Here is a 21,982-nt window from a genome sequence, read left to right as displayed (position 1 = left end):
ATTAATCCTGGCGATTTTTATGCAACGCTAGTGAGATTTATGTCAGTTCATTCATGATCATGTCCTATAAGATTGAACTCAAGAAGCACTTCAATAAAGAAAAGGAGTTGGAAAAAATGTTTAAAAACGAATTCCTCGAAAATCTTTCCGAAAAGGAGCGGAAGCTTCTTCACTCCCTGACAAAGAAAAGAAAGGACATACAGCTCTTAGGTTGTAGTGCGGATGATTCAGGTGTCATAATCGACCATACTAATTTAGAGCCATACAACCTCGTCATGGGAGTAATCCGAAATGATGAGAAGTTGTGCATGGGCCGATACGGTAACAAACATTTTTCTTTCCCTAACAATCAATCCTCCAACATCACAAGAGTTTGGATAGATCATAAGGGACAGGACAACATTACATTTCATATTAACTGCTGCGGTCAGTATTACGAACTTTCTGATGATGACGAAAGCAGTAACGAAATTTTGATTATTCTTCTTCATTGTCCGGATTTCACTCAATTTTCACTCTACGACGGACGATTACCTTATAGGAAGTTTAGTCATATCTTTACTACATCAAAGACTGCCAGTGAAAATATCGTAGCCATTGCTTACAGTATGATGATCCAGTACTTCCCAAATCTTTCAAAACATCTGATCCAGCTGGAAGGTATAGAAAATGAAGATGAATAAACCAATACCACCCCACGAAATAGATGCCGATGACATTTTTTCAAAAACTCTGGATCAGTTAACAGCTGGTAAACTGAGTAAAAAAGGTCTTGAATCAAGAAACATGAATTTTGAATCAGTAGAATGCTCAAGCTTTAAACCCATGAAGAGTATAAACAAGTCTTATATTCAAAATTACGAAACAGTTATCGATGAAATAAGCATTCCATCTTCCCTTAATCAAGGACGAATACAGCCAAATTACTTGAAACAACATTCTCTACCTATTGATGTTCCCATGACAAAAAAAGTTAAGGGTTCTCCAGACCAACTTAACCATGAAGAAGAAAGTAGTGTATCTAAAATACCTATCGATGTTCAAGTCAAGATGGAATTCCTAGATAAAAATATAGTTCGATGCTGCGGAACAACGGTATTCATATACAATTCTGAGTTCGGTTACTTTGAGGAACAGACCGAAACGAGTCTATATGTAGCAATACGTAAAAGTATTAGTTCGGAATTGGATCTAAGACTCGGGAAGCAAAAGATTGCTGAGGTCGTACACCGTATTGTCAGTAGCCCTGATCTCCAAACATCCTATACTGAGTTCGACAAACATACTCACTTAATTAACTTCAGAAATGGAGTATTTGATATCCGCAACAATAATTGGTATCCGCACAATCCAGTTTTTTATTCACTAGCTACATTGATGCCAATTATGGGACCCCCCCCTCTCGTGTTCAAGTCTATAACCATCGCAGAATGGGGGAACCATCTAATCAAGGATACTTTTTCAGAAAATTTCTTGAAGAATGCACTGAAGGAGATGTTCAAAAAAAGAAGTCTTTGCAGCAACTGACAGGCTACATTATTAGCAATGAATGGCGAGCAAAAAAATTCTTCGTTTTGATCGGGTTACCGCATACAGGAAAAAGTGTATGGCTATCACTCTGGCGTTCGCTAGTTGGTTCCAAACATACGACTGCTATGACGTTGAAGCAATTGAGCGAAATAAGATTCATGACTGCCGAATTGTATAAATCTAAGCTAAACATTAGCTCTGAGATGGACGAGACCGGAACAATAAAAGGCACTGATATCATTAAAGCTCTCACTGGCGGAGACTTAATCACAGCTGAGAAAAAAGGAAAAGACCCTTTCCAATTTTACGGAAAGACGAAACTCGTCGCTTGCGGTAATCATATGCCTTTACTAAGTAAGTTAGATGGAACAACGGCTTTTACCGACAGAATCCACTTCATTATTTTCAACAACACCATACCTGAGGGACGAAGAGATAAATCTCTACTGGATAAATTAATCGAAGAGAAAGATTACATTGTAACTTGGGCAATCGAAGGTCTTCGTGAACTAATCGACAATAATCTGATTTTTACTGAGAGTAACGATGCCCATACTTTCAAATCACGCTATATCTCAGAGCTAAACAATGTAACCGGATTTGTACGAGACCGTTGTTTAATCGAGATCGACAACGAAGAATGCAAAGTTCATCGTAAGGAGCTCTTCTCTGCATATGCAAAATATTGCAGAGAAAACGATTACAAAAAACTAAGTAAACGAGAGTTTTTCGCCGAAATTGCTAAATTAAATGTAAGACCAGGAAAAATGAGAATCAATGGTTCTACCCCGTTGGAAGGATTTGGGAATGTAAATTTTTTTGTGTAACAGGTGAATGGCTACTTCAACGGCTTTACATGGAGGGGCGGGCATGATAGGCTCGTCAGCCATGCGATGCATGATTTACAGGCATCGCCCAATCGCAAAGAATCATGCCCGCAGAGGCTCCATGTCAAGCCGACCCAACAGCCCCTTTATGCGGACAGTTCCCCTTGCAAGCGGTCTCCAAAATGGATGGCCAGTTGCGATATACATTCTTTCCAACTTCGAAGGGGCATGGTCCATTTCTTTGAAGCCTCCATGGTTGCCAGATAGATGATTTTCCGTAAGGCATCGTCGGTTGGATACGCCGTTTTTGTTTTGGTGACCTTACGAAGTTGCCGATGATACCCCTCAATAATATTCGTTGTATAAATCATCTTACGGATTTCTGGGGGATAGCTGAAATAGGCGGTCAATTCAAGCCAGTTGCTTTCCCAGGAGCGAATAATGATGGGATACTTCTTCCCCCACTTGTCTTTGAACATAGCAAATGCTGATTCGGCCTCTTCCAGCGTAAGAGCTTGATAGACTTTTTTTAAATCTGCCAAAACGGCCTTTTCTTCCTTGAACGGTACATATTTCATCGAGTTGCGAATCTGGTGAATGACGCACAATTGAATCTGGGTTCTTGGGAACGCTGCGTTGATTGCTTCGGAGAAGCCCGCCAGTCCATCCTTGCAGGCAATCAAGATATCTTCTACACCACGACTTTTCAGATCTGTGCACACATTGAGCCAGAAGCTCGCACTTTCGTGCTCGCCGATCCAGATGCCCAAAATGTCCTTATGACCAGACATCGAAATGCCGAGAACGCTGTAAGCTGCTTTGTTGACGATTCGATTTTCTTGACGGACTTTAAAATGGATGGCATCCAGAAACACGATGGGGTAAACCCGATCCAGCGGTCTGCATTGCCATTCTGCCACCATTGGCATAATCTTGTCGGTCACCTTGCTAACCATCGCAGGAGATACATCGATTCCGTACAGATCCTTCATGTGTTCCTCAATGTCTCGTGTAGACATTCCTTTAGCATAGAGTGCGATAATTTGCTCCTCCAAGCCATTTGTGGTAGTTTCATGCTTCTTCACAATGTGAGGTTCAAATTCGCCGTTACGGTCACGAGGCACACGAATTTCTGTGTTCCCGAACTTTGTCTTTAGCGTCTTTTTACTATACCCATTCCGACTATTTCCTGAATGATCCCCATCGGTACTATGTTTGGTATAGCCCAAATGGGCATCCATTTCAGCTTCAAACAACTGCTGGATGGTGTCACGGAACAAATCTTTCAGCATGGTGTGCACGTCTTCGATGGTACGGCAATCCTTCGCTAACTCCTTGATCGTCATGTCTCTTTTGTCTTGCATAAATGATCATCTCCTTAATGGGAAGTTTAACCATTTACACAAAACTTTTTACGCTCTCAAGAATTCAAAACGAAAGGTTGCCCTTCCTCCTTCCGTACTTGCTGAATTGCGAGATTACTACATTTATCGCATGAAAGAACGAGATATGATCGGTGATCGATGGCAAGGCGGTGAATACTTCTTTGTCTTCTCCCATGCGGACGGTAAAGCATTTCATCATGAAAGCCCCTACCTGTGGTTTCGGCAATTTATCAAGAAAAACGGTTTCCGGTATATCCGCTTCCATGATCTACGCCACACATCCGCTACACTTCTCATCAATCAAGGCGTTCATGCTAAATTGATTTCGGAACGGCTTGGACATGGCAGCATTACCACCACCATGAACATATACGGACATGCCCTGCGTTCCGCTGATCAATCGGCTGCTGAAAAATTTGAAAATCTGCTCACTTTTGATGCTACGAAGCATACAAGCAAAAAGACTGTCACCGCCGGGATATAATTGACCCAGGTTCGCCGGAAAGAAAATGACCCACTTTTAGCGAATATATCCCCTTCGGTATTAACGGCCAAGTTAATTTTCGGAGGGAGACACATGCTAAGGAGTGGGATAGTGATATCGTTACATACCATGAGGGCAGAAGGCAAGAGTATTCGTGAAATTGCCCGTCTAACTGGGCATTCTCGAAATACAGTTCGCCGATATCTCCGGGGTGAATTCATTCCCGAAAAGGGAACCCGTAAATCTCGTGGTTCCAAGCTTGATCCATTCAAACCGTTCCTGCAGGAACGTCTTCAAGAAGGTATCTATAACTGCGAGGTTTTATTCGATCTTCTACAAGAAAAGGGCTATACCGGGGGACGTACCATCTTGAAAGACTATGTGAAGGATTTCCGTCCTCCCAAACAAGTTCCCGCTGTTCTTCGTTACGAGACAAAACCCGGTGAATATGCACAGGTCGACTGGGGACTGTGTGATTACGTAGATTTGGACGGTACCGTCCGAAAAGTGCCGGTATTTGTCATGGTACTGGGGTACTCTCGTTCCACCTATATCGAGTTCACAAAGCGTTGTGACATTCACAGTTTTCTTCGTTGCTTGATTCATGCCTTTGAATATTTTGGAGGTATCCCAAAAGTCATGCTGACCGACCAGATGAAAACCGTCGTACTGGGCATGGGAGATGATCGAAAACCTCGCTGGCACCCGCTTTTTGCTGACTTTGCCGCAGCGATTGGGCTTGTTCCAAAAGTATGCAAAGTTCGTCGCCCCGAAACAAAGGGAAAAGTGGAACGAGGCGTTCAATACGTAAAAAACAACTTTCTTCCTGGCAAACGCTTCGTTGATTTACAGGATCTCAATCAACAAGCCCTACACTGGTGCGAGCGGATTAACCGCCGTATTCATGGAACAACTGGCGACCGCCCCTTTGACCGACTCCGTGAGGAAAATCTGTCGCCCATCCCTTCAACTGAACGGTGGGAAAAATACTTACATGAACCAAGAAAGGTCAGCCGAGACGGATTTGTTAGCTACGATGGTGTACGATATGGCGTTCCATGGAGGTACAGTGGACGTGAGAGTACCGTTCGCGAAGTGAATGGGTGGGTGGAAATCTGGGCCGACGGCACATGTATTGCTCGACATCAAAAGGTCTATCGATCCCGCACCACTGTTTTTTGCGAAAACCAGTACGCAGGTCTTTCGACCGCTCAAGGATATGCCTATCCACGTCCACAAGCCCGACAGATTTCACCGCAACAAGTGGAAGTACGTTCGCTGGACGTCTATGAGCAGCTGACGGAGGTGGGAGCATGATTGAACTGGAACAGGCGCGACTACGCCTCGAGGAACTTGGGCTTCAACAAGCGGCTCTCCTTTTGGATGCTCACTTGGAAGCGGCAAGTCATGGACAGCCCACTTATCTGTCCTTTCTCAACACGCTCCTTGATGCCGAGATAGCGGAACGTCAAAAGCGGAATATGGAGGTACGCACCAAACTTGCCCATTTGCCTTACCGCAAAACACTAGAGGAGTTCGATTTTGCTTTCCAACCTAGTATTGACGAACGATTGATTCGAGAGCTGGCCACGATGACTTTTGTAACCCGACACGAGAATGTCTTGTTCTTAGGACCTCCCGGAGTAGGAAAAAGTCATTTGGCGGTGGCGTTGGCTGTAGAAGCCATCTCGCAAGGGATATCCGTTTACTTTGTCAGTCTGTCGCATCTCATCGAGGATCTGCGAAAAGCTTACATGGAGAACAGACTGGATAAACGCATCCGTATCTATATTCGACCTAAGCTCCTCGTGATTGACGAGATTGGCTACTTACCGTTTGACAGTTTGGCAGCTAACCTCTTTTTCCAGGTAGTAAGTGCAAGATACGAGAGAGGGAGTATTCTGTTGACCAGCAACAAGAGCTTCGGTGAATGGGGGGAATTGATGGGCGATCCGATACTTGCTACAGCTATTCTGGATCGACTCTTACACCATTCCCACATCGTTAACATTAGGGGGAATAGTTACCGACTTCGTGAAAAAATGAGGACTGGAGCCTACGGCTCTCCCTCTACCACCTAACCAACAAAATCGCCGGGTGGGTCAGTTCTAAACCGGCGAGGGTGGGTCAAAATAAAGTCGGCGTTGACAAAGACATTGGGATAACACTCCCAACGTCTTTTTTTCGTTCATTTCAAGAAAATATAGCTTCAATTTTATACTGAAACCTTCCTTAATAATCCCAAAAATTGCACTATAATCTTATAACAAAACCTGAATGAGGTGTATATAAATGGATCATTACTTTAGGATTGAAGGTTGCAGGGAGACTGGCACTTACTTTGTTTACGAAATTACTAATGGTATAGCCAAAGAAATTTCTGAACCAGTCGTTGGTATGCGTACTGGTGGTTTGAAGAAGGCCAGACAAACAATTGGGCAATATTTATTGAAAAATGGCCATAGTTTAAGTTCATCATTTACCCATTATTGCATTAAACCCAGTAGGAAGAAAAATTATGTTCATAATTGGACAGTAGAGCAATATTTAGTCGGTGTTCCTATAGTTAATTCAATGGATTAACTGATTCTTTGCCCAATAAACTAGCGGTAGTATAGGACTTGGTTTTCCATCCTAATCTACCGCTGATTCGTTAATACTTGTTGCTTTATGCTCTGTTATTTTTATTTAACACACATTTTTACGGCAAATTTACGGCAACGTGTTAAACCCCTTTTGTTATACCAAAAATGAAGGTTCTGTATCAGTCTGCAACCCCATATAAATCATCACTTACAGACAGCTGTTTCTTTCTGCACCAACAACCCCACACACTCCACATGCACCGTATGCGGAAACATATCCACCGGCTGCACTTCCTTCACCTCATACCTCTCCGCCAGCACTTTCAAATCCCTTGCCAACGTAGACGGATTACACGACACGTACACCACGCGCTCCGGCTGCATCTCCAAAATCGTCGTCAACAGCGCCTCGTCGCAGCCCTTGCGCGGCGGGTCGACCACAATCACATCGGCGCGGATGCCCCGCTCCTTCCACGCCGGAATCACGACCTCTGCCGGGCCAGCCTCAAACGTCGCGTTGTCCACGTCGTTCAACTTGGCGTTGCGGTTCGCATCCGCAATCGCTTCCGGAACGATCTCCACGCCGTACACATGCTTCGACTTCTGCGCCAAAAACAGCGAGATGGTGCCGATGCCGCAGTAGGCGTCGATGACCGTTTCCGTGCCTGTTGCCCCGGCGTATTCCAGCGTTTTGTTGTACAGCACTTCCGTCTGTGCAGGGTTGACCTGGTAAAACGACCGCGCCGAGATCGCGAATTTGATCGGGCCGATGTAATCGTAAATGACGTCGCTGCCCCAGAGTGTCACGGTCTTTTTGCCGAAAATGACGTTAGTCTTGTCCGGATTGATGTTTTGCACGATGCTGGTGACGCCTGCCACCTCCGTGCGGATCGCTTCCACGAGCTTGTCCCGCTGCGGAATGGCTTCCTCTGTCGTCACAAGCACGACCATGACTTCCCCCGTCTTAACCCCTACCTTGACGACCACATGGCGCAGCAGACCTGTGCCGCGCACCTCGTCGTATGGCTTAATGCCAAGGGGAGCAGCGGCTCGCTTCACGGTGGCGACTGCCTCGTCGTTCTTTTGGTGCTGGATGAGGCACTCATTCATGTCGATGATGGAGTGGGATTTTTCCGCGTAAAAGCCGCCGACCAAGGCGCCGTTTTCCTCGCCGATTGGCACCTGTGCCTTGTTGCGGTAGCGCCATGGATCGGTCATGCCGAGCGTCGGGTGCACCGTAATGGCCCCTTCTCCCTCCACCTGAAAGCCGCCGATACGGCGGAGATTGTCGCGGACGATCTGCTGCTTGTGCCGCAGTTGTTCCTCGTAGGCGAGGTGCTGCAGCGAACAGCCGCCGCAACGGTCGTACAGCGGACAGGGTGGCTGTGCGCGGTGGGTGCTTGCTTCCAGCACTTTCGTCAGCTTCGCGAAGCCAAAGTTCTTTTTGACATGGTCGACACGCGCAAGGACTCGCTCGCCTGCGAGTGCGCCGTCTACAAACAGCGTATATCCTTCAACCCGGCCGACTCCAGCGCCCTCGTGGTTCAGTCCGGTTATCTCCACTTCCACGGTTTGACCGACACGTACCGGGACGTCCAGCTCCACCTTGGCGGTCTGCTGCGGTCCGCGCCGCTTTTTTGTTGTTTTTGCCACGATTCTTTTGCTCCTTTTGTCTTGCGCTCTTGCTTCCCGGCTGCTTTTGGCTTTTGGCCAAAAGGAAGCAGGCAGGGATGCACAGCGAACGCGGCATCCCTACAGCTATTGCTATTCATTTTACTATCTTCCTACGGGACGAACAACTCGATATGTCCCGGCAAGGCCTCGACGACACAAGGCAACTGTCCGCCAAGCTCGCCGTCCAGATTGAGCTGGACCACCTCGCCTGTGGGAGAGGTCGCTTTGATGTAATCTGCCTGGAAATACAGAATGTTGGGGTCGCGCAGATGCTCGCCGCGAACCGCCTGTGCGGCGAGGCGAATGAATTCGGCGATATTCGTCTTTTTCACGACGATGACGTCCAGCTTGCCGTCTGACAAATCTGCTTCCGGGGCGAGCTTGTCGAAGCCGCCGACAGCATGGCTGTTGGCAATGAGAAAAACCATGATCTCCTCATCCAGCAGCACTTCCTTGCGATTTTCCAGGCGGACGCGGATCGGGTGCAGAGAGGGCAGCTTCTCCAGCCCTTTGACGTAGTACGCCATTTGTCCGAGCAGCGTCTTCAGCTTGCTCGGGACTTCGTAGGTCAGGTTGGTGAGGGAGCCGCCTCCCGCAATATTCATAAAATACCGGTTGTTGATCCGGCCCAGGTCGATGCGCTTCTTCTTGCCTTTGGTGATGATCTCTGTAGCGCGTGTGATTGACTTCGGTATGCCTAGCGCCCGGGCAAAATCGTTGCTGGTTCCGCAGGGGATGATTCCAAGGGTGGGGCGTGCTTTTTGCTCCGCCATCCCGTTCACTACTTCGTATATGGTTCCGTCTCCGCCAGCAGCCACGATGACATCGAAGCCGCGGGCCACGGCGCGGGCCGCTTCCTCGGTTGCATCGTCTTCCCCTCTGGTTGCATGGCAGGAGGTCTCGTATCCGGCCGATTCCAGCAAATCGAGAATATCCGGCAATCGCCGCCGTACGATCTCCCGGCCGGAGCTCGGATTGTAGATCAATCTGGCTCGTTTCAAGGCAGATCCCTTCTTCCTTCCCTCGCTCACGGGTATACTTCCTTCCATCATATCCTGTATAGCCATTTTTGGGAATCGCTATGCAGGAGACAGCGTGATAATATAGAAAAAGATGGCAAAATGGAGAGCGAGGGGAAGAATGATGAAAAAAATCATCGTTGGTGTTGATGTAGGTGGAACAGCAATCAAAATGGCGTTGATTACCCCGGATGGCGAGCTGGTGGCTAAAACTCATGAGCCTACACCAGTCGCAGATGGGGAGGATGGCGTCCTGCAAAAAATCGCGGAGATGACCCGCGTCCTGCTACACAAGCATGGCTATGCGCTGGAGCAAGTAAGCGGGATCGGCGTAGGCATCCCCGGACCTATCGATGCAAAAGACGGCATTGTCATGCAAGCAGTCAACCTGCACTGGACCAAGCCTGTCTTTTTGAAGCAAAAATTGGAAGCACTTACAGGGCGGCCTGTCGCTGTCGAGAACGACGCCAATGCGGCGGCACTGGGCGAAATGTGGCAGGGCGCAGGCAAAGGCGCACAAGACCTCGTGCTGGTGACAATCGGAACGGGAGTCGGCGGCGGCGTCATCCTGGATGGAAAGATCGTTCACGGCATGAACGGGGTCGGCGGGGAAATCGGGCACATCACCATAACGCCAGACAGCGGCGCACTCTGCAATTGCGGCAAAAAAGGCTGTCTGGAGACGTACGCCTCCGCCACCGCAATTATCCGTGAAGGGCGACTCGCTGCCGAAAACGGAACAAGCCCATACCTTGCTTCCGTGCTGGCCGAAAACGGCAAGCTCGGGGCAAAGGACGTATTCGAAGCAGCCGTAGCAGGCGACGCCGCTGCTCTTTCTATCACCGATCAGGTGGCGCTCTACTTGGGACTTGCCCTCTCCCATCTGGCGATTGCGCTGAATCCGGCCAAGTTTGTCATCGGAGGCGGCGTGGCGGCGGCAGGCGATTTCCTCTTTTCCCGCATTCGCGATTCCTTCGCCCGCTTCGTGCCCTTTACGTACGTCGTGGAAGCAACCGGGATTGTCCCTGCCACGCTGGGCAACGACGCCGGCGTATACGGAGCGGGCTGGCTGATCCGCTCGCAGATGGAAGAGTAGCTGGCATTTTCGTGCGTAAACGATTTGTTTATCCTGAAAATTTCCACTTTTCCCATCCGTAAAAAAAGCGCTTCTGCCAGCAGCATAACTGCCTCGCAGAAGCGCTTTTTCCCTTGGATTACCATTCAATCGTCCGCGCAGTCGCTTTCCCTTCCTCCGCCCGCCCAGGTTTCGGCTCCTTCCCCGCGACAATCAGCGCTGCTCCTGCCAGCACCGCACAGCCGCCAAGCAGTTGAAGCAGGCTGAATGCTTCCCCAAACAGCAACGCCGAACACCCAATCGTCACGACTGGTTCGAACGTGCTGAGCACGGAAGCTTTGGTCGAACCGATCAGTTGCAGACCACGGAAGAAAAAGCTGATCGCCAGGACCGTAGAAAAAACGACGATTCCGCCCAACGCCAACCAGCCTGCCGGAGCAAAGGACAGATCGACGCCGCCTTCTTTTTGCGCGATCAAAAAGGTCGTCGCAGCCGCGAACAGCGCGATATAACCCGACGTTACGTACGAGGACAGACCTTTTACAACCCGGTTGCCCACGATGATGTACACCGAGTAGAACAGCGCAGCCGCGAGCGCCAGCACGACTCCGAACGGCTGAATACCGTCAAACGACAGCCCAAGCACCAGCCCCAATCCCAGCAGTGACAGCAGCATCGCGAAAACGGTCTTTTTCGTCAGCGGCTCTTTCTCCACAACATAGCTCAGAACCGCCACAAACACGGGAAACGTGTACAAGAGCAGAGCGGCCAGCGAGGTCGAAATGTACTGAACCGCGGAAAAAAAGCTGAGCGATTGCAGCGTGTACAAAACTCCCCCCAGACAAAACAGGGCGAGCACCTGCCGCCGATTGAGCCGCAACGACTCCTTGCGCCAGGCCAGCAGCCCGAAAAACAGCACAGCCGCGAACAAAAAGCGTAAAAACAAGAGCGTCGATACAGAAACACCTGCGCCATAGGCGTACACGGCAAAAATGGACATCACGCCAAAGCCGGCAGCCGAAGCAAGCACGTACAGCACTCCGATGGACAACGGATTCACGATATTCACCAGCCCTTTTCAAATGACAGCGATACAGAGACAAATCAGTTTTTCAATCCAGCCCCTTCTCTGCGGAACAGTCGCGAGGCGAAAAATATCGTGATCGCCACGTACACCAGCGAAGAACCGATGCCGACCAGCGCATGCAGCGGGTCAACCTTGCCGTAGAAGACTTCCTTGCAGAGCGCCACGCCATTGAACACAGGCAGCGCGTAGTAATGCTCCGCGATGTCCACCGGGCTTTGCGGCATCAGCATGTACGACGGCACCATCGCCAGGAAGATGACCCCACTCATGTACGTCTGCCCTTCTTTGAAAGTCTTCGCGATGGTGCTGAGCATCAGCTCCAGTCCGGCAAAAGTCGCCGCCATGAGCAGGATAACGACAATCAGCACGAGCAAGGTTGCAGGCGAGAAAAACGCGAGCGAAAAATGGTCGCCCGCCCCTCCAAACGGCCCCACACTCATCACCAGCGAAACCGAGATGAACGAGGCTCCCGCACTCATGATACTCATGACCATGACCGCCAAAAGTTTCGCCGTGAGAATGTGGTTGGCGGCAATCGGTGCCGTCAGAAGCGACTCCAGCGTCCCTCGCTCTTTTTCCCCTGCGACAAGGTCGTTGGCGGAAGCGATTCCTCCAGAGGCGAGCGACACGACGAGCATGAGCGGAATGAAGCCTGCGAGCATCCCGCCCGACTGCCTTTCCTCCGACGCTACGTTTTGAAAGTCAGGGGTGATCGGCTGAATCGCCTGCTCGGACAGGCCTGCCTGCCTGAGCCGCTTCGCCACAATCTCCTTGCTGTACCTCTCAACGGTCTGCTCGATCAGATCGCGGGCGTAGACCGACTTGGAATTGGTCGAGTCAAATGCAACATGCAGTTTGGCCGTTTTCCCCGCCTGAATCTGCTCGTCAAACGATTCCGAAATCGTAATGATGGCGCGCAGTTGCCCCGCTTGCAGCGCTTGCTCCGGGTCGGCCGGCTGGAGCAGCTTGACCCCCGGATTTTCTTGCAAAAGCGCAATCAGCCTGGAGGAGCCATGAACAGCCAGCGGCACGTATTCCCGCGCTTCCTTTTCCACGTTACTGTAAGAGTTGCCCAACAGGAAAAACACAAAAGGAATAATGACCAAAGGCACCAGAAACGTCCCCAGCCACGCCTTCCGGTCGCGAAACAGGTCGAGCAGCTCCTTTTTCAAAACGATCCAGATGACTTGCCAGCCCATCAGAGCTTGCCTCCTTCCACGACCGCCATGAAGATGTCGTCCAGATCGTCTGTCCCGAACTGCTTGCGCAAGGCGTCCAATCCTCCTGAAAAGCGCAGCTTGCCTTTGTGGATCAGCGCAACCCGCTTGCACAGCTTGTTGATCTCGCCCATGTTGTGGCTGGAAAACAGGATCGTCTTTCCTTCCTCCTGCAGTCTTGCCACCATCCGGCGAAAAATGGTCGCAGCCGTTACATCCAGCCCCGTCGTCGGCTCATCCAGCAAAATGACGTCAGGATCATGGACCAGCGTGCGGGCAATCGCCACTTTTTGCTTCATTCCCCGGGAAAAAGCGACGACGCGCCTGTCGATAAACGATTCCATCTCCAGAATGCGGCTCAAGCTGTCGATTCTCTGCTGCACCCGCGACGCCGTCAAGCCGTAGAGACTGCCGAAGTAGGCGATATTTTCCCTGGCTGTCAGCCGACTGTACAATCCGACTTCCCCGCCAAACAGGATGCCGATCCTGCGTCGCACCTCCAGCGGCTCGTGCCGTACCGAAAAACCGCTGATCTCGATGTCTCCCGAAGTCGGAGTGAGAATCGTCGCCATCATGCGCATCGTCGTCGTCTTCCCTGCGCCGTTTTCGCCCAAAAGGCCGTACACCTCGCCCTCTTCCACGCGAAACGTCAAATCGCGAACCGCTGTGATCGTCCCGAACTGCTTGCTGACTTCTTTTACCTCAATCAACAGCAGCCCTCCTCTCCTAATCCTTCCCAGCCGGATGGCCACCTTTTTTCCATAGCCATCCAGACAACAGATGGCGTCCTGCCGTCAAAATTGCACCTTGAGCAAATAGGAAGCTCTTTTCTCTCCGGAAAACGTCACCTGTACGACTCCTGTGCGGCCTTGCAGCACGCGCGGGATCGCCGCCGCCACGCGGAACTGCCTGTGCCTGTCATCGACTCGCGCGACATGCACCGTCCCTGGCGGAGAGTAGATCCTCTCTCCGTCCAGCGAGTAAAACACGAGCGAGATTTCCCCTGCGGCACCGTGCGCCTCTCCGGAAAAAATGATCGTATTCACAGCTCCGGCAACACCGCCCGATACCCGCGTAAGGTCAAACAGCGGATGGCGAAGCGAGGCAAGCGCAAGCCCGCCTCTCCAATCCTGCAAAAAGGCGTCGAACTCCTGAACCGCTGCTGGCGCAAACATCGCGGTGGCATGCGACCATGCTGCGCCAGGCGGGCTTGCCGGACTGGCAGAAGTCATCAGCAAAAGCATCATCCAAACAGAAAGCATGCTAATCATCTCCAGGTAATGGTTGTCCTTAGCATGCCCTTTTGCAACGTTTGCGCGATGTTCCGGCGGCAGATCAGAATCTTTCGACTTTTACACACAGGCGCTGTCGCGGCGCTCTTTTCATACCAAGGTCAGGGCACTCGCGTAGCGTTCCTTCCATTTGGACAGGGAAAAGCCGTCAAACAGCGCCACAAATTTTTCGGTGTCATTAATGTAGTGACGCGTTTCTTTTTGTCCGGGGTACTTTTCTTCAAACAGCGGAGCGACCAGATGCGTGACCGGAACCCCTTCCGCCTCCTGGTCGTAAATGCCCCGCTCGGCCAGCACCTTGCCGAAGTAGCGACAGTAGGTCACAGTCACCGTTTTTTGCTGCCCGTTGTCTTCCCACGTCGCAATCGAACGGTCAAATGTATCGGATGGCGAGCCGCCCTTGCCCGGCGCTACACTCTCTCCTTTGACAGAAATCAGCTTCATGTACTTTCCTTCCCCCTTTTTGTTCGTGTAAGTTCATTATAGGGGAGAGCGGAATTACTTACAAATCCGGCCAACCCGCAGCAAGTTCAGCAGACGTTTTTTTAAAAAAGTTTTTGCGCATCTGTCAGAAAATCCTGCATCCGGTAGTCTATGCAGTAAGTCAACGAACAACGGGGAGTTTTGGTAATCAAGCCGGTCAGTCAAAGAGAAAAGGAGCAGGACGAGGCGTTTGGCGGGCTGGTCGACAGCCGCCGAGAGCAACGGTACCCCCGAGGAAGTCTTGATGCGCCGCGAGCTGTTTACGACGATCAAAAGCTTGTGTACTGCCTCAGCCCGCATGAACAACGGCGCATCGTAGAAGTGCACGGTGCAGCGAAGCGCGCTATCCAGCCCGTCCGTGTAAAAAAACAAGCAGCACTCTCCCCAAGCGGAAAGTGCTGCTTCTTTTTATGCCTTACAGGCTGTTCAATACTTCCTGGATCAGCTTGTTGACCATTGGCGGGTTTGCTTTGCCTTTGGTTTGCTTCATGACCTGACCGACGAAGAAAGCGGCTGCTTTTTCGTTTCCGGCCTTGTAGTCGGCGACTGCCTGCGGGTTGGAGTTGATGGCGTCGACGACGATTTGACGCAGGGCGCCCTCGTCGCTGATTTGCACCAGTCCTTTTTCCTCGACGATCTTCTTCGGATCTTTTCCGGTCTCCACCATCTCCTTGAAGACGGTTTTGGCGATTTTCGAGGAGATCGTGCCGTCTGCGATCAGCTTAATCATGTCGCCCAAGCCCTGCGGCGTCATTTTCACATCGGCAAACGTCAGGTTGTTGGCGTTCAGGTGAGCGAGCAAGTCCACCATCAGCCAGTTGGCGACTGCTTTCGGGTCTGCGCCTGTCTTGACGGTTGCGTCGAAGAAATCGGCTGTTTCCTTGGAAATGGTGATGACCTCGGCATCTGCTTGCGACAGGCCGAACTCGTTTACGTAGCGAGCCTTGCGGGCATCCGGCAACTCCGGAATCGTCGCGCGGACAGCCTCAATCCATTCCTCGGAAATTTGCATGCGCACAAGGTCAGGGTCCGGGAAGTAACGATAGTCGTGCGCCTCTTCTTTGGAACGCATGCTGACCGTCTTTTTGTTCGCCTCGTCCCAGCGGCGGGTTTCCTGCACGATGGTACCGCCGGAGTTCAGCACCTCTGTCTGCCGCTGCACTTCGTATTCCAGCCCCATTTGCACGTTGCGGAAGGAGTTCATGTTTTTCAGCTCGGTCTTGGTGCCGAACTCTTTTTGCCCATACGGACGAATGGAGACGTTGGCATCGCAGCGCAGCGAGCCTTGCTCCATGCGCACGTCGGACACCTCTGTGTACTGGATGATCGCTTTCAGCTTTTCCAGATAGGCGCGCGCTTCTTCGGGTGAGCGAATGTCCGGCTCGGAAACGATCTCGATGAGCGGTACGCCTACGCGGTTGAAGTCTACCAGCGATTCGCCGCCGAAGTCGCTGTGCGTCAGCTTGCCCGCGTCTTCTTCCAGATGGAGGCGGGTGATGCCGATGCGCTTCGTCTCTCCGTTCACTTCAATGTCGATCCAGCCGTTGTAGCCGATTGGCTGATCGTACTGGGAGATTTGGTACGCTTTCGGGGAATCCGGGTAAAAGTAGTTTTTGCGGTCGAACTTGGTCTCGCGGGAAATTTCGCAGTTGAGCGCGAGCGCCGCTTTCATCGCAAACTCTACCGCTTGCTTGTTCGTTACGGGAAGCACGCCCGGATGTCCCAGACAAATCGGGCATGTATGTGTATTCGGCGGCGCGCCGAACTCAGTCGGGCAGCCGCAGAAAATTTTGCTCTTGGTCGAAAGTTCGGCGTGGACCTCCAGGCCGATGACGGTTTCGTACTTGCTCATGCCTCTTACCCCCTCACCCATTCCGGCTTGCGCTCGCTGTAGCCTGCTGCCTGCTCGTACGCATGTGCTACGCGCAATACGGTGGATTCGTCAAACGCGCGACCGACGATCTGCATACCGATCGGCAGACCGTTTTGGGCGAATCCGCACGGTACGCTGATCGCTGGCAGTCCTGCCAGATTGACAGGAACGGTGCAAATATCTTCCAGATACATTTTGACCGGATCGTTGACGTTTTCGCCGATTTTGAAAGCGGTCGATGGCGTTGTCGGATGCAAAATCACATCGAAGTCGGCGAAAATGTTGTTGAAGTCCTGGATAATCAGCGTGCGCACCTGCTGCGCCTTTTTGTAGTAGGCGTCGTAGTAGCCGGACGAAAGCGCATAGGTTCCGAGCATGATCCGGCGTTTTACTTCCTGGCCGAAGCCTTGGCTGCGGGATTCCTTGTACAGCTCGATCAGGTTGGACGCATTGTCTGCGCGCACGCCGTAGCGCACGCCGTCAAAGCGCGCCAGGTTGGACGACGCTTCCGAGGAAGACAGCAGGTAGTAGGCTGGAACCGCGTATTCGGTATGCGGCATGGAGACTTCGCTCCAGGTTGCGCCCATGCTCTCCAACTGCTTCAAGGCAGCGAGCACAGCCTCGCGCACCTCGGCATCAATGCCCTCGCCGATCAGCTCTTTTGGCACACCGATGCGCAGACCTTTGACATCGCCAGTGAGCGCGGACAGGTAGTCCGGCACTTCCACATTCGCAGAGGTGGAATCGTACTCGTCATGTCCGGCAATCGCTTGCAGCACGTATGCCGCGTCTTCTACGTTCTTGGTCAGAGGTCCGATCTGGTCGAGAGAAGAAGCGAAAGCCACCAGACCGAAGCGGGACACGCGGCCGTATGTCGGCTTCAGGCCAACGACACCGCAAAAAGCGGCTGGCTGGCGAATGGAGCCGCCTGTATCCGAGCCGAGTGTGAAATAGAAGTGGCGGGCAGCCATCGCCGCGGCAGAACCGCCAGAAGAGCCGCCTGGCACGTAATCGGTGTTCCACGGGTTTTTCGCCGGGAAGAACCCGGAGTTTTCATTGGAGCCGCCCATGGCGAACTCGTCCATGTTCAGCTTCGCCACGATTACGGCGTCTGCTTCCTTCACCTTTTTGGAGACAGTTCCGTCATGGACAGGATCGTAGTTCGCCAAAAATTTGCTGGCGCAGGTTGTCCGTACGTCTTTTGTAATCATGTTGTCCTTGAGTCCCGCCGGCAGGCCGAACAGGAGTCCAAGCTCCCCGTTTTCCTTGACCAAACGCTCGTCCAACTGGCGAGCATGGGCGAGCGCCCCTTCCTCATCCACGTGCAGGACGGACTTGATTTTTTCATCATGCTCCTTGATGCTGGCGATGGAAGCCTGCACCAGGTCTGTGACCGAAAGCTCTTTTGCGCGCAAGGCACTATGTATTTCCGACAATCGCTTGTCAAACAGCGACACAGTGGGTTCCTCCCTTCTCGTTCTCCTGACAGATTATTCGAATACAGCCGGTACTTTGAATTGCCCGTCCTCGTGATCGGGTGCGTTTTTCAGCACGTCCTCGCGCGGCAGCGACGGTCTGTTCACGTCCTCGCGCATCACGTTTTTCACATCCGTAGCGTGACTGGTCGGCTCAACGTTGGACGTGTCAAGCTCGTTCAGCTTCGCGGCAAACTCCAGGATGGCGTTCAAGTCCTTTGTGTATTGCAAAGCCTCGTCTTCCGTCAACTGCAAGCGGGCCAGATTGGCTACATGCTCTACTTCTTTGCGAGTGATGGCACTCATCTCTTCCACCTCCGAATCGTCTCACATAACTTTGATCTTACTTGAAAACAGCAGGTTCAGTCAATTTTCGCGCGGATTCGGCCGTGTAGAAACAAAAATTTTTCGAGTGAAAATGCTTTACAGGCGAGGCAATAGGCGGGACGCGGTCCCAGTGTTAATCGCAGCTTTTTATTAGAAAACATCCAAATATTCCATAGAAAAAAGGAATCCCTGTTTCCAGCGGGACTCCTTTTTCATTCGGCTTTTATTTTTCTGGCAACGAGCCGCTAAGCTTGTTCCTTTTCTACCTTCGCCAGCACCTGCCCCATGAGCAGTGACTTGCCTTTTTCCACACCCTCTGCCCATTTTATCTGCGACGATTCCAGCAGCAAAATGACGGTAGATCCAAACTCAAACCAGCCCAGTTCGTCGCCTTTTTCGTAGTGTGGAATGCCTTCGATTGGCTCGGTGGTTTGCCGGCCGTGTTTGATATTGGTCGTGGCCGTATTGTACACGACCTTGACGCTGCCGACGAACAGTGCGCCAACCTTGACCAATGCCATGTCTCCCAGGCCTTTCGTCTTGATGTAGGTGACTAGCCGTTCGTTGCGGGCAAACAGTCGGTCCACATTTTCAATCCCGAGCCGGTTCACCGGATAGAGACGCCCCGGCAAATAGCTGTAGCGGACCAAATTTCCCGCCACTGGCATGTGGATGCGGTGATAGTCGCGCGGGCTCAAATAGATCGTGATGAACTTTCCGCCGTAGTAGCGCTTCGCTTCTTCCTCCGAGCCGCCCAATAGCTCTGTCACGCTGAACTCTTTGCCTTTTGCCTGAATCAGCGTGCCCTCACAGATGTCGCCAAGCTGGGAGACGGTCCCGTCCACCGGGCTTACGATCACATCGTGTCCGGGAGCGATTGGCCTTGCTCCTGCCTTCAGACGGCGGGTAAAAAATTCCTTGAGCGTCCGGTATTCCGTTACCGGCTTTTCTATGATGGAGGCATCAATTTTATAGTGACGAATGTATCGTTGGATCGCTAATCGACTGAATCGAGAAGCGGTGATTTTCCCCATGGTCCGCGACATTGCATTTTGCGGAAGTCGATGAATCAGACCTGGCAACAGCTTTTTACGCATAAGTGGAACTCCTTAATCGTTTTCGATTAGACAGCAAGTAGCGAATACCCTTACTTTACCACTTCCACTTACAGCCAGTAAACCCTGCACTATTACCAACGCCTCATCATTTCCTTGACTGGGCTTGCTATACTATAATAATGGGACAAGCCTACAATCAGGAGACTACACATATGGCTAAGCTTGATATTACAACAATCATCAGTCAGCACAGCAACATTTTGACCAGCTTATTTCATCACATGTCGGACATGTTTTTCCTCATGGCGGTAGAAAAAAACGCCAATGGGGATTATCAGTTCCGGTATGTCTTAATGAATCCAGCCGCTATGAAGGGAGCAAATCTGGGTGAGGACACCTACGGAAAATTGATAGAAGAAGTATATCCTCCGGACAAAGCGGACCTGCTCAACAGCATGTACAGACAGACAGTGGAAGACGCAAGCCCCACCCACTTCACAACAAAAGGCGACATGATCGGAGAGTCGATTCTCTCTCCCGTCTTCAACTCCGATGGGGTATGCACTCACGTTTTTTCCGTGACCAGGGATATTACCGAGCGCAAAAAACTGGAATGGCAATTGGAATACATGGCCTACCACGATGTGCTTACCGGCTTGCCAAACAGACGTCTGCTGTACGAAAATCTCCAGCAATCTTTGGAAAAGGCCAAGGAATCTGGCGAAATGGTCGCCGCCCTCTATCTCGATTGTGACCATTTCAAGCAAATTAACGATACGTTGGGGCATGATGCCGGGGATACTTTTCTGCAAATGCTCGCCCAGCGCCTTCAGGCTTGTGTCCGCGAACAGGATATGGTCGCTCGCTTGGGGGGAGACGAATTCGTCGTCATTCTGACAGGCATCCAGAACGAGCGTCAGGCGGAAAAAGTCGCAACCCGGATTTTGCATTCGCTGCAACAGCCGTGGAGCTTTCGGGGCCAGACTTTCTCCGTTACGTCCAGCATCGGTATCGCGCTTTACCCTGTTTCCGCAAGCGAAGCGGACCAGTTGCTGAGCAATGCGGACAAGGCTTTGTACAAAGCGAAAGAGACGGGACGCAACCAGTTCTTTTTCTTCGATCCCGCACAAAACTGAGCCGTTCGCCGTTTTATGAATCGTTTTCGGCTGCGCCAATTCATTGGCGGCCGCTCTTTTGCCAAAGGCTTCATCACGTTAAGGCAATAGCAATCTACCCGTATAAAAACAGAAATACGGACAGAATGGAAAATAGCAAGCTCACCAGGTACAGGACGACGACCGTCTGTTTGGCCGACAGGCCAAACGACATCAGCCGATGGTGAACGTGCCTGCGATCTGCCTGGTACATCGGTGAACCGGCCAGCAGCCGGCTAATTATCACCTGAAGCGTGTCCACGACGGGCAAGCCAAGCGCCAGCACCGTCACGACCAGCGAGATGAGCGTCGCGCCTTTCATTGTGCCCTCCAACGAGATTACCCCCAGCGCAAACCCCAGAAACATAGCCCCTGCATCCCCCATGAAAATTTTCGCGGGATAAAAATTAAACCGTAAAAAAGCAAGTGCAGCTCCCGCCAGCGCAACCGCAAGCAGAGCAGTCACTTCCTGCCCCTTTGCCATGGACAGGAAAAACAAGGTGATTGCGGAAAAGGATGTCGCCCCGGCCGCAAGCCCGTCCACCCCATCCAAAAAGTTCACCATGTTGATAAGTCCCACAATCCACAGCACCGTCGCCAGCAAGGAAACCAGTACAGGAAACGAAACGTATGTCCCTTCCTCCGCTCCGAGCCAGGTCAAGCTGATCCCGCGAAACCGGATATCGAAGAGAAAAGCCAGAACGGCAACCGCCAGCTGAACCAGCAGCTTCGGCAAGGCAGGAAAATCTTTTTGCCGGGCTTTGAAGGCGTCGTCCACCCAGCCGATTGCCACCAACAGCAGACCGCCAACTGCCAAAACTGCCACCGTTTTTTGCGCCCCTGCAAAAAAAGTTGTCACCATCAGCAGCCCAACAAACATCGCCAGCCCGCCGGACAAGGGCATAGGCCTGCTGTGTCCTTTCCTTCCTCTGGGAATATCCAGCAGCTTCGTTTTCCACGCCAAACGGTATGCTAGCGGCATCAGCAAGTAGACGAGAAAAAATGTCGAGAGCCCTGAAGCAATGTAAGTAAACAGCTGCGCTCACCTGCCCGAACATCATTTTCTACCCTTTAGTGTGGACAAAATGAGCGCAAAAAAGCCGCCCCCGTTTGGAGAGCACTGCAAAACACTTCCTTTATATGGAAAGTGAAGGCGTTTCTTTGCTTCGCTTCGTTGCCAGCCCACTATGGGGCTTATCTGTCCGTTCCGAGACGTTTCACGGGGCGGGGGCTCAACATCTGGGTTTCACAATGAAGTGAGACTAACGCCCCCTTCATCCCCGTGTCCACGTCTCTACGCTGGAAGGCTGGCAAAGGCGCTCCGCAAATAAAACGCCTCCTATTCCAAACTCCATCAGCTTTTTGGCTTTGAATGATTGCCAGCACCTCGCGGTGCTGGTTTTTCGCTATAATCAATATTAAGAAAATGTTCAAAGG

The 21,982-nt window shown here is 51.4% G+C and carries 23 protein-coding genes; 10 read left to right on the top strand and 13 right to left on the bottom strand.

The annotated features are described in order from the left end of the window. Window positions 1-116 precede the first annotated feature (116 nt). The 3 genes from AAFJ72_RS03450 to AAFJ72_RS03440 are packed head-to-tail and all read left to right on the top strand — an operon-like array spanning window position 117 to window position 2,357. On the top strand, window positions 117-683 hold the full coding sequence (locus AAFJ72_RS03450; protein WP_432776063.1) for a hypothetical protein: 567 nt from the start codon (window positions 117-119) through the stop codon (window positions 681-683). Continuing rightward, entirely contained in the window at window positions 670-1,527 is an 858-nt protein-coding gene (locus AAFJ72_RS03445) for a hypothetical protein (protein WP_432776062.1), read from the top strand. The genes AAFJ72_RS03450 and AAFJ72_RS03445 overlap by 14 nt, the downstream gene beginning before the upstream one ends. Next, complete coding sequence (locus tag AAFJ72_RS03440) at window positions 1,515-2,357, top strand: DNA primase family protein (protein WP_432776061.1); 843 nt, start codon at window positions 1,515-1,517, stop codon at window positions 2,355-2,357. The genes AAFJ72_RS03445 and AAFJ72_RS03440 overlap by 13 nt, the downstream gene beginning before the upstream one ends. Window positions 2,358-2,503: 146 nt before the next feature. Here the strand turns inward: AAFJ72_RS03440 and AAFJ72_RS03435 are convergent, their stop codons facing one another. Continuing rightward, the gene (locus AAFJ72_RS03435; protein WP_003842338.1) at window positions 2,504-3,721 is read right to left on the bottom strand and encodes an IS256 family transposase; all 1,218 of its coding nucleotides are present in this window, start codon (window positions 3,719-3,721) and stop codon (window positions 2,504-2,506) included. On the opposite strand from AAFJ72_RS03435, the gene AAFJ72_RS03430 reads away from it, so the two are divergent. From AAFJ72_RS03430 to AAFJ72_RS03415, 4 genes are all read left to right on the top strand, one after another. Beyond that, a complete protein-coding gene (locus AAFJ72_RS03430) occupies window positions 3,621-4,226 on the top strand; it encodes a site-specific integrase (protein WP_432776060.1) in 606 nt (201 codons plus the stop codon). The genes AAFJ72_RS03435 and AAFJ72_RS03430 overlap by 101 nt on opposite strands. 93 nt (window positions 4,227-4,319) lie before the next feature. Further along, window positions 4,320-5,543: an IS21 family transposase gene (istA, locus tag AAFJ72_RS03425; protein ID WP_432776059.1), complete on the top strand. Its 1,224-nt coding sequence runs from the start codon at window positions 4,320-4,322 to the stop codon at window positions 5,541-5,543. After that, window positions 5,540-6,307 carry an IS21-like element helper ATPase IstB gene (gene istB, locus AAFJ72_RS03420; RefSeq protein WP_023559108.1) on the top strand — a complete coding sequence of 256 codons (768 nt, stop codon included), beginning with the start codon at window positions 5,540-5,542 and terminating at the stop codon, window positions 6,305-6,307. The genes istA and istB overlap by 4 nt, the downstream gene beginning before the upstream one ends. Before the next feature lie 211 nt (window positions 6,308-6,518). Beyond that, window positions 6,519-6,809, top strand: a complete 291-nt coding sequence (locus AAFJ72_RS03415) for a hypothetical protein (RefSeq protein WP_432776058.1) — start codon at window positions 6,519-6,521, stop codon at window positions 6,807-6,809. Window positions 6,810-7,015: 206 nt separating this feature from the next. Here the strand turns inward: AAFJ72_RS03415 and rlmD are convergent, their stop codons facing one another. Beyond that, entirely contained in the window at window positions 7,016-8,464 is a 1,449-nt protein-coding gene (gene rlmD / locus AAFJ72_RS03410; RefSeq protein WP_432776057.1) for a 23S rRNA (uracil(1939)-C(5))-methyltransferase RlmD, read from the bottom strand. A 131-nt stretch (window positions 8,465-8,595) separates the two neighbouring features. Next, window positions 8,596-9,486, bottom strand: coding sequence for a diacylglycerol kinase (locus AAFJ72_RS03405; protein WP_122903018.1), 891 nt, complete (start codon window positions 9,484-9,486; stop codon window positions 8,596-8,598). A 142-nt stretch (window positions 9,487-9,628) separates the two neighbouring features. Between AAFJ72_RS03405 and AAFJ72_RS03400 the strand changes: the two genes are divergently transcribed. Continuing rightward, window positions 9,629-10,600, top strand: coding sequence for an ROK family glucokinase (locus AAFJ72_RS03400; RefSeq protein ID WP_432777139.1), 972 nt, complete (start codon window positions 9,629-9,631; stop codon window positions 10,598-10,600). Window positions 10,601-10,718: 118 nt separating this feature from the next. Here AAFJ72_RS03400 and AAFJ72_RS03395 read toward each other — a convergent pair whose 3' ends face one another. The 5 genes from AAFJ72_RS03395 to AAFJ72_RS03375 form a co-directional block, all read right to left on the bottom strand. Further along, window positions 10,719-11,639: a DMT family transporter gene (locus AAFJ72_RS03395; protein ID WP_432776056.1), complete on the bottom strand. Its 921-nt coding sequence runs from the start codon at window positions 11,637-11,639 to the stop codon at window positions 10,719-10,721. Between the two features lie 44 nt (window positions 11,640-11,683). Next, complete coding sequence (locus AAFJ72_RS03390; RefSeq protein WP_432776055.1) at window positions 11,684-12,865, bottom strand: ABC transporter permease; 1,182 nt, start codon at window positions 12,863-12,865, stop codon at window positions 11,684-11,686. After that, the gene (locus tag AAFJ72_RS03385) at window positions 12,865-13,593 is read right to left on the bottom strand and encodes an ABC transporter ATP-binding protein (RefSeq protein WP_432776054.1); all 729 of its coding nucleotides are present in this window, start codon (window positions 13,591-13,593) and stop codon (window positions 12,865-12,867) included. The genes AAFJ72_RS03390 and AAFJ72_RS03385 overlap by 1 nt, the downstream gene beginning before the upstream one ends. A gap of 84 nt (window positions 13,594-13,677) precedes the next feature. Further along, window positions 13,678-14,145, bottom strand: coding sequence for a hypothetical protein (locus AAFJ72_RS03380; protein WP_432776053.1), 468 nt, complete (start codon window positions 14,143-14,145; stop codon window positions 13,678-13,680). Between the two features lie 120 nt (window positions 14,146-14,265). Beyond that, window positions 14,266-14,619, bottom strand: a complete 354-nt coding sequence (locus AAFJ72_RS03375) for a hypothetical protein (RefSeq protein WP_432776052.1) — start codon at window positions 14,617-14,619, stop codon at window positions 14,266-14,268. Between the two features lie 229 nt (window positions 14,620-14,848). Here AAFJ72_RS03375 and AAFJ72_RS03370 point away from each other — a divergent pair, with 229 nt between their 5' ends. Continuing rightward, on the top strand, window positions 14,849-14,977 hold the full coding sequence (locus AAFJ72_RS03370) for a hypothetical protein (RefSeq protein WP_432776051.1): 129 nt from the start codon (window positions 14,849-14,851) through the stop codon (window positions 14,975-14,977). A 96-nt stretch (window positions 14,978-15,073) separates the two neighbouring features. Here the strand turns inward: AAFJ72_RS03370 and gatB are convergent, their stop codons facing one another. The 4 genes from gatB to asd all read right to left on the bottom strand — a co-directional run bounded on the left by gatB (window position 15,074) and on the right by asd (window position 19,430). Beyond that, window positions 15,074-16,510: an Asp-tRNA(Asn)/Glu-tRNA(Gln) amidotransferase subunit GatB gene (gatB, locus tag AAFJ72_RS03365; RefSeq protein ID WP_432776049.1), complete on the bottom strand. Its 1,437-nt coding sequence runs from the start codon at window positions 16,508-16,510 to the stop codon at window positions 15,074-15,076. A 5-nt stretch (window positions 16,511-16,515) separates the two neighbouring features. After that, complete coding sequence (gene gatA, locus AAFJ72_RS03360; protein WP_432776048.1) at window positions 16,516-17,988, bottom strand: Asp-tRNA(Asn)/Glu-tRNA(Gln) amidotransferase subunit GatA; 1,473 nt, start codon at window positions 17,986-17,988, stop codon at window positions 16,516-16,518. Between the two features lie 33 nt (window positions 17,989-18,021). Continuing rightward, window positions 18,022-18,312: an Asp-tRNA(Asn)/Glu-tRNA(Gln) amidotransferase subunit GatC gene (gatC, locus tag AAFJ72_RS03355; RefSeq protein WP_432776047.1), complete on the bottom strand. Its 291-nt coding sequence runs from the start codon at window positions 18,310-18,312 to the stop codon at window positions 18,022-18,024. A gap of 266 nt (window positions 18,313-18,578) precedes the next feature. After that, the gene (gene asd / locus AAFJ72_RS03350) at window positions 18,579-19,430 is read right to left on the bottom strand and encodes an archaetidylserine decarboxylase (RefSeq protein WP_432776046.1); all 852 of its coding nucleotides are present in this window, start codon (window positions 19,428-19,430) and stop codon (window positions 18,579-18,581) included. A 173-nt stretch (window positions 19,431-19,603) separates the two neighbouring features. Between asd and AAFJ72_RS03345 the strand changes: the two genes are divergently transcribed. Further along, window positions 19,604-20,527, top strand: a complete 924-nt coding sequence (locus AAFJ72_RS03345) for a sensor domain-containing diguanylate cyclase (RefSeq protein WP_122902966.1) — start codon at window positions 19,604-19,606, stop codon at window positions 20,525-20,527. Window positions 20,528-20,621: 94 nt separating this feature from the next. On the opposite strand, the gene AAFJ72_RS03340 is transcribed toward AAFJ72_RS03345, so the two are convergent. Beyond that, a complete protein-coding gene (locus AAFJ72_RS03340) occupies window positions 20,622-21,449 on the bottom strand; it encodes an MraY family glycosyltransferase (protein WP_432776045.1) in 828 nt (275 codons plus the stop codon). Between the last annotated feature and the right edge of the window lie 533 nt (window positions 21,450-21,982).

Origin of the sequence: Brevibacillus gelatini (genome assembly GCF_050920745.1) — a bacterium.
GTDB lineage: Bacteria > Bacillota > Bacilli > Brevibacillales > Brevibacillaceae > Brevibacillus > Brevibacillus gelatini.
Note: the sequence above shows the minus strand (reverse complement) of the source record. Positions and strands in the feature narration are given on the sequence as shown.